This is a genomic window from Synergistales bacterium (assembly GCA_021736445.1).
Classification (GTDB): Bacteria; Synergistota; Synergistia; order Synergistales; family Aminiphilaceae; genus JAIPGA01.
Window position 1 is genome coordinate 1 of sequence record JAIPGA010000098.1, and the last position, 8,328, is coordinate 8,328.

At 65.6% G+C, this 8,328-nt stretch carries 10 protein-coding genes; all 10 read left to right on the forward strand.

Annotated elements, in window-relative coordinates:
* The first annotated feature begins 318 nt into the window (after positions 1-318).
* On the forward strand, positions 319-1,146 hold the full coding sequence (locus tag K9L28_10920) for an SEC-C domain-containing protein (protein ID MCF7936840.1): 828 nt from the start codon (positions 319-321) through the stop codon (positions 1,144-1,146).
* 16 nt (positions 1,147-1,162) lie between these two features.
* The gene (locus K9L28_10925; protein MCF7936841.1) at positions 1,163-2,959 is read left to right on the forward strand and encodes a hypothetical protein; all 1,797 of its coding nucleotides are present in this window, start codon (positions 1,163-1,165) and stop codon (positions 2,957-2,959) included.
* A 51-nt stretch (positions 2,960-3,010) separates the two neighbouring features.
* Positions 3,011-4,699 (forward strand): arginine--tRNA ligase, encoded by a 1,689-nt coding sequence (gene argS / locus K9L28_10930; protein MCF7936842.1) that lies wholly within the window; start codon positions 3,011-3,013, stop codon positions 4,697-4,699.
* 7 nt (positions 4,700-4,706) lie between these two features.
* The gene (locus tag K9L28_10935; GenBank protein ID MCF7936843.1) at positions 4,707-5,021 is read left to right on the forward strand and encodes a septum formation initiator family protein; all 315 of its coding nucleotides are present in this window, start codon (positions 4,707-4,709) and stop codon (positions 5,019-5,021) included.
* 79 nt (positions 5,022-5,100) lie between these two features.
* Positions 5,101-5,385, forward strand: a complete 285-nt coding sequence (gene rpsF / locus K9L28_10940; protein ID MCF7936844.1) for a 30S ribosomal protein S6 — start codon at positions 5,101-5,103, stop codon at positions 5,383-5,385.
* A gap of 23 nt (positions 5,386-5,408) precedes the next feature.
* A complete protein-coding gene (ssb, locus tag K9L28_10945) occupies positions 5,409-5,930 on the forward strand; it encodes a single-stranded DNA-binding protein (GenBank protein MCF7936845.1) in 522 nt (173 codons plus the stop codon).
* 96 nt (positions 5,931-6,026) lie between these two features.
* Complete coding sequence (gene rpsR / locus K9L28_10950; GenBank protein ID MCF7936846.1) at positions 6,027-6,257, forward strand: 30S ribosomal protein S18; 231 nt, start codon at positions 6,027-6,029, stop codon at positions 6,255-6,257.
* Between the two features lie 65 nt (positions 6,258-6,322).
* A complete protein-coding gene (locus K9L28_10955; protein ID MCF7936847.1) occupies positions 6,323-7,279 on the forward strand; it encodes a YybS family protein in 957 nt (318 codons plus the stop codon).
* The gene (rplI, locus tag K9L28_10960) at positions 7,276-7,722 is read left to right on the forward strand and encodes a 50S ribosomal protein L9 (protein MCF7936848.1); all 447 of its coding nucleotides are present in this window, start codon (positions 7,276-7,278) and stop codon (positions 7,720-7,722) included. The genes K9L28_10955 and rplI overlap by 4 nt, the downstream gene beginning before the upstream one ends.
* A 2-nt stretch (positions 7,723-7,724) precedes the next feature.
* Positions 7,725-8,328, forward strand: a 604-nt coding sequence (locus K9L28_10965) for a replicative DNA helicase (GenBank protein ID MCF7936849.1), incomplete at its 3' end; no start/stop codon positions are given.

An 8,328-nucleotide genomic window follows, 5' to 3' on the forward strand; every position in this document is an offset into this window, starting at 1 on the left:
GAGGAGGCCGCCAGGAAGGGCCTGGACCCCGAAGGCGACGACTACCGGGCGCTGCTCGACGAGAAGCGGAGGCCCTCCGCCGAGGAGAAGGAGCGGGTCATCGCCGCCGGAGGGCTGCATATCGTCGGCACCGAGCGGCACGAGTCCCGCCGTATCGACAACCAGCTCCGCGGGCGGAGCGGCCGCCAGGGCGACCCCGGCTCCAGCCGGTTCTATCTGGCGCTGGAGGACGACCTGCTGCGGCTCTTCGGCTCCGAGCGGATCGACGGCATCATGAGCAAGCTCGGTCTGGAGGACGGCGAGGCCATCGAGCACTCCATGCTCTCCCGGGCCATCGAGAACGCCCAGAAGAAGGTGGAGCAGATGCACTTCGATATCCGGCGGCAGCTGCTCATGTACGACAACGTCCTCAGCCAGCAGCGCGAGGCCATCTACACCGAACGGCGCCGGGTGCTCCTGGAAGAGGGGGTCACCGACCGGGCCTGGGAGGTGGTGGAGGACGCCGTCAACGGCATCCTGGAGGACGCCTATCCCGAGGAGGGCGAGGCGGAACCGCACTCCGCCCAGGTGCGGCTGAAATCCATCTTCTGGCCGGGGCTGGAGAAGCACCTGGACGGCGTGGACAGCGCCAAGCTTCTCCCGCCCGCCAGGGAAGCCATCTTCGACGAACTGCGCCGGCGCTTCGACGGCCGGATCGCGGAGATGGGGGAGGTCATGGCCGAGGAGGTGGCCCGGGCGGTGATCCTGCACGTGATGGATGCCCGCTGGAAGGAGCACCTGCTTGCCATGGACGAGCTGCGCCGCGGTATCGGCCTGCGGGCCATCGGCCAGAAGGATCCGCTGCTGGAGTATCAGTTCGAATCCTACAACCTCTTCCAGGAGATGCTCACCAAGGTCCGTGAAGGGGTTTCGGAGATGCTCTTTCGTGTCAACGTGGTCTCCGAGAGCGAGGAGGAGCACCCCGGCCCCCAGCTCAACGAGGGGCGGGAGATGGCCCTCCCCGGGAAACAGGAGAAGCAGGGCGCCAAACAGGAGCAGTCCAGACCGCAGCAGCAGGTCCGCAAGGGGCCCAAGGTGGGGCGGAACGACCCCTGCCCCTGCGGAAGCGGAAAGAAGTACAAGCACTGCTGCGGCAAAGTCAAGTAAAAGGTGAGTGATCCCCGTGAGGAAATGCGTAGCCCGACTTGTCGTGAGCGCTGCTCTCATCGCCTTCTGCCTTCCCGGTGCGGCTATCGCCTGGGACGGCGGCCTGCTGGTGCCCCGGATCGCCCGGGAGGCGCCTGACCTTTCGGACTACCCGGGTGCCGATGGGCTGGTCTGGCTGCATGAGGAGCGGTACGAGCTCAATCCCGACGGGAGCATGGCCCAGCACTCCAAGTGGCTCATCCTGCTGGACCGCAATGCGCCTGAAGAGCTGACGGACTGGACGATCCCCGTGCCCCCGGGGGGGAGCGCTTCCGTGGAGGAGTCGGCGCTCTACACCCTCCCCATGGGCACCATGGCGGTCCCGCTGGTACCCGAGGAACGGCCCGTCGAGGGCGCCCGGAGCATCCGCGTCCGCGTCCCGCCCCTGGAGGGGACGCGGGTCCTCGCTCTGGGCTACAGCCGGACCTTCCCGGGGCGCTGCAATCTGGAGGACGCCTTCTGGATCAGAGGCGCGGTGCCCCAGTGGGAGCAGCGGGTTGTCGTGGATGTCCCGCGGAACACGCCGATCTACTGGGACGGCAACCGGGAGGTGCTCCCCCCTTCCAGAGAGGAGCGCGGCGCCGTGGACCGCTACACCTGGAAGGTGGTGAACGCCCCGCCGCTGCGGCGGGACAGCCTCCTCCGCAGCGAGCTCCCGGTGCTCGCCTTCAGCCTGCGTTCGGACCTGGCGACGCTGATAGGGAGTCTGGACGGCCTCTCCGACGGGGTGGAACGCCCCGCCGACGTGGCGGCCGACTACGGGCGCGGCAGGGGCGACGCCCGGGACCGGGGGAAGCGTCTGATCAAGGCATTGAGCCGGGAGGAGCATCTCCTCCCGGGGTTCCCGGGCACCTTTGTGCGCCCCCGCATCCCCTCCGGGGGGCCCTGGACGGAATGGGAGCGGTCCTTTGTGATCGGCGAGGCCCTGAAGGAGCTCGGCTGGGAGGTGGGCTACCGGTGGCTCCCCCTCCTCCCCCGCGAGGATTCCTCGCCGGCGGCCAGGCGGGCCTGGGCGCCCCCGATCCTCTTCTGCAAACCGCCCCGGGGAGGCGCCTTCCATGTGGTCCCCGGCCAGCGCGTGGAGGTGGGAGAGAGGCCTTCCAGGCTCTACGGCGAGACCCTCTACTACCGTGACGGCGCCTCCTATGGGACGACGACGATCCCCCGCGGGGAGGTGGAGGACCACCGGCTCACCCTGGAGTGGGAGCTGGATCTCGCCGTCGACGGGAGCGCCAGGGGCACCCTGGACGTCTTCGTCCGCAACGGATGGGTGGATGTCGTCGGGAGAGGCCGGAACGGCGAATCGGCGGTGGTTCCCCTGGAGGGGATGGAGCGGGTGGCCCTCGGCCCTCCGGAGGTGCAGGGGCTTTCCTACGGGTACAGGCTGACGCTGCCGGTGGAGCTCTCCCTGGCGATCCCGGGCCGGAAGGGGCTGCTGGTGACGCTTCCGTCCATGACGGTTCCCCAGCTGGCGGAGGCCCGGAACAGCGCCACCCCGGTGGCGCTGCGGTTCCCCTTTGTGCTCGAACAGAAGGTGACGCTGACCCTTCCCGACGGCTATTCGGTGATGACCTTCCCCGCGGCGACGGAGCAGGGCGGCGCCATCGCTCTGAGGGAGCGTTTCGGCTACCGGGGCAAACGGGAGTCGGTCTACGGGGAGTCCCGCCTTATTGTGAAGACCTCCACGGTAGGCACCTCCGAGGAGCGTTCCTGGAGGCAGCGTACCGGACGCTGGCTCCAGTGGGGGAACCATACGATACCTGTAGAGAACTAGCCGGCGCGTACGCCGGCGGCATTTGTGCCGAAATGATCCGGAGGTGATCGAGTGGAAGATGTGCAGGCGCTCCTCTCGGAAGGGGTGCGGAAGGCGCTGCAGAAGCTCGCCGCGGAGCGTGGGGTTGCGGAGGAAGCGCTCCCCCAGGTGGAGCTGGAGCGGCCGAAACGCGAAGGACAGGGCGACTGGGCCACCAACGCCGCGATGAAATCGTCCAAGGCCTTCGGCGCCAGGCCGCGGGACCTGGCGGAGGAGCTGGCGGCGCGGATCCCCGTGGGTGACGAGGGGTATGTGGAGAAGGTCGAGGTGGCCGGCCCGGGCTTTATCAATTTCTTTCTGAACCGGCGCTGGATGGGTTCCGTTCTCGATCGGGTGCTCCGGGAGGGCGACAGCTACGGCAAGAGCGACATCGGCCGGGGACGGAAGGTGCAGGTGGAGTTTGTCAGCGCCAACCCCACGGGGCCGCTGCACATCGGCCACGGGCGGGGCGCCGCCGTGGGCGACGTGACGGCCGCCATCCTGGAGCACACCGGCTGGCAGGTGGAGCGGGAGTATCTGATCAACGACGCCGGTCTCCAGATGGATATCCTCGGCCGCTCCACCCAGGCCCGGTACTTCGAGCTGCTGGGGAAACCGGAGCAGGCCCCCTTCCCCGAGGACGGCTACAAGGGCGACTACATCTACGATATCGCCCGGGAGATCATCGACGCCGAGGGGGAGCGTTTCCTCGCCGAGCCCCTCGAGGAGAGCATGCCCTGGTTCCGGCAGTACGCCGAGGATGTGATCCTGGCGGGGATCCGGGACGACCTGCGGGCCTTCGGGGTGACCTTCGATGTCTGGTTCTCCGAGAAGAGCCTCTACCGGAACGGCCGCGACGCCGCCCGGGAGACGGTGGACCTTCTCAAGGAGAAGGACTACGCCTACGCCGCCGACGGGGCCGAGTGGTTCGGTGCCACCCGCTTCGGCGACGAGAAGGACCGGGTGCTCATCAGGAGCAACGGCGCGCCCACCTACTTCGTCTCCGATATGGCCTACCACAAGGACAAGTACGACCGGGGCTTCGATATGGTCATCAACGTCTGGGGCGCCGACCACCACGGCTACGTTCCCCGGATGAAGGCCGGCGTGGAGGCGCTCGGCCGGTCGCCGGAGGATCTCCAGATCCTTTTGATCCAGTTCGTCAGCCTTCTGCGGGGCGGGGAGCAGGTGCCCATGTCCACCAGGGCCGGGCAGTTCGTCACCCTGCGGGATGTGGTCGAGGAGGTCGGCAGGGACGCCACGCGGTACTTCTTCCTCATGCGCCGGAGCAACAGCCATCTCGATTTCGACCTCGACCTGGCCAAGAGCACCTCGTCGGACAATCCCGTCTACTACGTGCAGTACGCCCACGCCCGTATCCAGAGCGTCTTCGCCGCGGCCGAAGCGGCGGGGAGGGAGATCCCGGAGGCGGGCAGACTCGATGTGGCCGTGCTCGATTCCAGGGAGGAGCAGAATCTGGTCCGGCGGCTGGACGTCTTCGGCGAGGAGCTGGAGAAGGCCGCCCGCGACCTGGAGCCCCACCGGCTGGTCTACTATCTCCACCAGCTGGCCTGCGACTTCCATGCCTTCTACAACGCCCATCGGGTTCTGGGTGAGGAGCGGAGCGTCGAAGCGAGCCGGCTGCTTCTCCTCCAGGCGGTCCGGGTGGTTCTGCGGAACGCCCTGAATCTGCTGGGGGTCACGGCGCCGGATTCGATGTAGCATGGGCATGCCGCGGCTCCGGTGGATCCTGATCGCCACGGTCGGCGCTGTCGCCGCCGCCATGTTCGCCACCGCCTGCAGCTATGAAGCGGAACGCATCGCCCGGCTGGGCCGCATTGTGGAGCAGAAGCGCGACGAGATCGTGCGGCTTGACCGCGAGGTGCAGCGTCTGCAGCGCAAGATACGGTACTACCGAACCCGGGAGGGCGTGGCCAGGCTCGCCAGGGAGCAGTTCAACATGGTCTTCCCCGACGAGCGCATCTTCCGGATCCTTTCGGAGGATCCGGAGGGCGCTCATGTGTTGCCTGCCGCCGAGCCCTAGGGTATAATCCAGGTTCGTGTGTCCCTGTCTTCCGCAGATTGCGGGAGGCCGACAGTCCAAAGGGAGGAGGTGATGGAGGATGCGGCCCTACGAAATGATGGTGCTGCTCCATCCTGATGTTGAAGACCACAAGGAACTTGTGGACGAGATCGGAACGGTTATCAAGAATCTGGATGGAGAGACGGCCGATGTCAATGTCTGGGGAAAACGGCAGCTTGCCTATCCCATCGAGGAGATGACCGAGGGATTCTATGCCGTGTACACCTTTGGCATGGAGTCCGCCACGGTGGACGAGCTGGACAGGCAGATCGGCCTGAAAGGAAATGTCGTCCGCCACATGATTGTCCGCAGAGATGAAGCCTAGTCTGCAGAAACGGGGTGTGTTCAGTGGCCCGCGGTTTTAACAAGGCGATTCTGGTGGGGAACCTCGCCAGGGATCCGGAGATGCGCTATACGGCGTCCAAAACACCGGTGGCCCGGCTTGTCGTCGCCGTCAACCGAACCTGGAAGGGGCGCGACGGGGAGCTGCAGGAAGAGGTCAGCTTTATCCCCGTTACCGTCTTCGGGAGCCAGGCCGAGAATTGCGAACGCTACCTGAGCAAGGGACGGCCCGTGCTCGTGGAGGGGCGCATCCGCGTCTCCAGCTACGAGAAGGAAGGGCAGAAACGGACCTTTACCGAGGTGGTGGCCCAGACAATCCAGTTCCTCGGCGGAGGAGGACGGCGCGAGGACAGCGACAGCGCCTACTCCGGCGAAGGGGCTTCGGGCCGGCGGAACGGCGGCAGCCTCCGCGAGGAAGAGGGCTTCGGAAACGATTTCCCCATGGACTTCTCGGAGATGGGCGACAGCGACAACAGCAGCGATGATTCCGGCGGCAAGAAGGACGACGAGGTGGATATCCCCTTCTGACCGGCCGCTCCGCCGTCGGTATCGGAGACAGCAGCAGAGGCGCATGGCGACGCGATCGCTGCGCCGTAAGTGTGGTATGGAAAGGAGGCGACAGGGATGGCATTCAAGCGACGGGGCAAGCGACGCCCCAAGGTATGCTTTTTCTGTGTCGACAAGATCGATAAGGTCGATTACAAGGATTCCGAAAAGCTGAAAAAATACATCTCCGACAGAGGAAAGATCCTCCCGCGCCGCGTCTCGGGGAACTGCGCCAAACACCAGCGTCAGCTGACGAGAGCGATCAAGCGGGCGCGCACCATGGCCCTTCTTCCCTTTACTGTCGATTAGGTACACCCAGCAGACGACGGGGGAGAGGCTCTGCTTCTCCCCTTTTCGCGTACCGGAGGTGCCCTATGGATCAAACCAGGGGTCTTGTGGAGTCCGCTCTCCTGGTCGCATTGGCCTCGATGCTCTTTCTGGCCAGTCATGTGCTGCCTGTAGTGGGGGCGGTGGTGGCGCTGGTCTGTCCCGCACCGCTGGTGGTGCTGGGACTGCGCCACAGTTTGAAACGCTCCATCCTGGGGATGGGCGTGGCGACCCTCCTGGTCACCGCCTTTGTGGGCCCCGTGGGAGGGCTCTTTTTCCTCTTCGGATTCGGGGTGCTCGGGGTGGGGATCGGCTACCTGGCCCGCCTCTTCGACCAGGCTGTGGAGATCATGCTCTACGGTATCCTCGTTTCGCTGGGCAGCAAACTGGTGCTCATGCTTCTGGTGACCTGGGTGACGGGGATCAATCCCTTCTCCGTGGACCCCGCAGAGATAGAGGGTGTCATGGGGAGGGTCAGCGGCGCCTTCGGGCAGTGGGGCCTCTCCGGCGACGCCACAGGCGCCTTTTCGGAGCAGATGAAAGAGGCGCTGCGTATCCTGCCGATGGTGTTCCCGGCGCTGCTGATCATCGCTTCGGCGGTGGACTGCTATCTCAGCTACGTGGTGAGCCGGGCGGTGCTCTCCCGCCTCGGCCGGAGGACGCTGCCCAGGCTCCCGGCCTTTGAGGCGTGGCGCTTCCCCCGGAGTCTCTTTATTGCCCTGGTGGTCGCCCTGGTGCTGCAGTTTGTCGGCATGTCCCAGGACAGTGCGGGTCTGGCCATGAAGATGGGGCTGAACCTGCGGATGGTGGTGAGTCTTCTCTTTTTCATCCAGGGCAGCTCCCTCGCCCTGGCCTTTCTGCGTCACAAGGGGGTTGGACGATTCAGGTGGGTCCTGCTGGGGCTCTTTCTCTTTGTTCCGTTCCTCTCGCAGCTGGTGATGCTCGTTGGAATCGTCGATATGTGGTTCGATTTCCGCTCCCGTTTTGGAGGTGCACAAGAGTGAAGATAATCTTGAAAGATGATGTCAACAACGTGGGAAAGGCCGGCGACCTCGCCGAGGTTGCCGACGGATACGCCAGAAACTTCCTGATTCCCCGGGGTCTCGCCGAACAGGCCACCCAGGGCAGGTTGAAAAGCTGGAAACAGGAACAGAAGGTGCGTGAACGCCGGGAACAGAAAGCCCGGGAGGCCGCCGAGGCCCAGCAGAAGAAGCTGCAGGGCAGGCAGGTCCGCGTGAAGGTGAACACCGGCGAGGCCGGGAAGCTCTTCGGCAGTGTCACGGCGAGCGATCTGGCCGAGGCCATCGAGAAGCAGATCAAACAGAAGGTAGACCGCAGGGAGATCCAGCTGTCGGAACCCATCAAGGAGCTGGGTGTCTTCCCCTTTGCCGTCCGGTTGTATCCCGGCGTTGAAGCGGAGCTGACAGCCAGCGTCGAAAGCGAGTAGCGATGTCCGGCGGTTCGCTGTTTGACCGGGTGCCCCCCCACAGCCTCGAAGCGGAACGGGCGGTGCTGGGCTCCTGTCTTCTGGAGCGGGAGGCCCTGCTCGAGGCGACGGAGACGCTCACCCCCGATGACTTCTACGACCAGACCCATCGCCGCTGTTTCGATGTCATCCACGATATGGCCAGGAAGGACCGGCCTGTGGATCCCCTCACCTTCTGGGAGGAGATCCAGAATCGGCAGCTCGAGGAGACCGTGGGGGGACAGACCTTCATCGCCGCCTTCGTCGACAGCGTTCCCACCACGGCCAATGCGGCCTACCACGCCCGCATCGTCCGTGACAAGGCCACACGCAGAAGGCTGATCCAGGCGGCGTCGGATATCGCCCGGCTGGGGTACCAGGAGGGGCGGGATGTGGCGGAGGTGCTCGATGAGGCGGAGCGCCATATCTTCGAGATCTCCCAGAGCGGAAGCGGCAAGGCCTTCCGGCATGTCGGCGACATCCTGCCGCCCACCTTTCAGGCTATCGAGGAGAACTACCAGCGCGGCGAGCCTGTCACCGGTACCTCCACGGGCTTCACCGACTTCGACCGCATCACCGGCGGCATGC

Excerpts from the sequence above, each read along its gene's own strand:
- K9L28_10920 (MCF7936840.1), top strand. The coding sequence starts at position 319 with ATGCTCTCCCGGGCCATCGAGAACGCCCAGAAGAAGGTGGAGCAGATG.
- K9L28_10935 (MCF7936843.1), top strand. The coding sequence starts at position 4,707 with ATGCCGCGGCTCCGGTGGATCCTGATCGCCACGGTCGGCGCTGTCGCC.
- rpsF (MCF7936844.1), top strand. The coding sequence starts at position 5,101 with ATGCGGCCCTACGAAATGATGGTGCTGCTCCATCCTGATGTTGAAGAC.
- rpsR (MCF7936846.1), top strand. The coding sequence starts at position 6,027 with ATGGCATTCAAGCGACGGGGCAAGCGACGCCCCAAGGTATGCTTTTTC.
- K9L28_10955 (MCF7936847.1), top strand. The coding sequence starts at position 6,323 with ATGGATCAAACCAGGGGTCTTGTGGAGTCCGCTCTCCTGGTCGCATTG.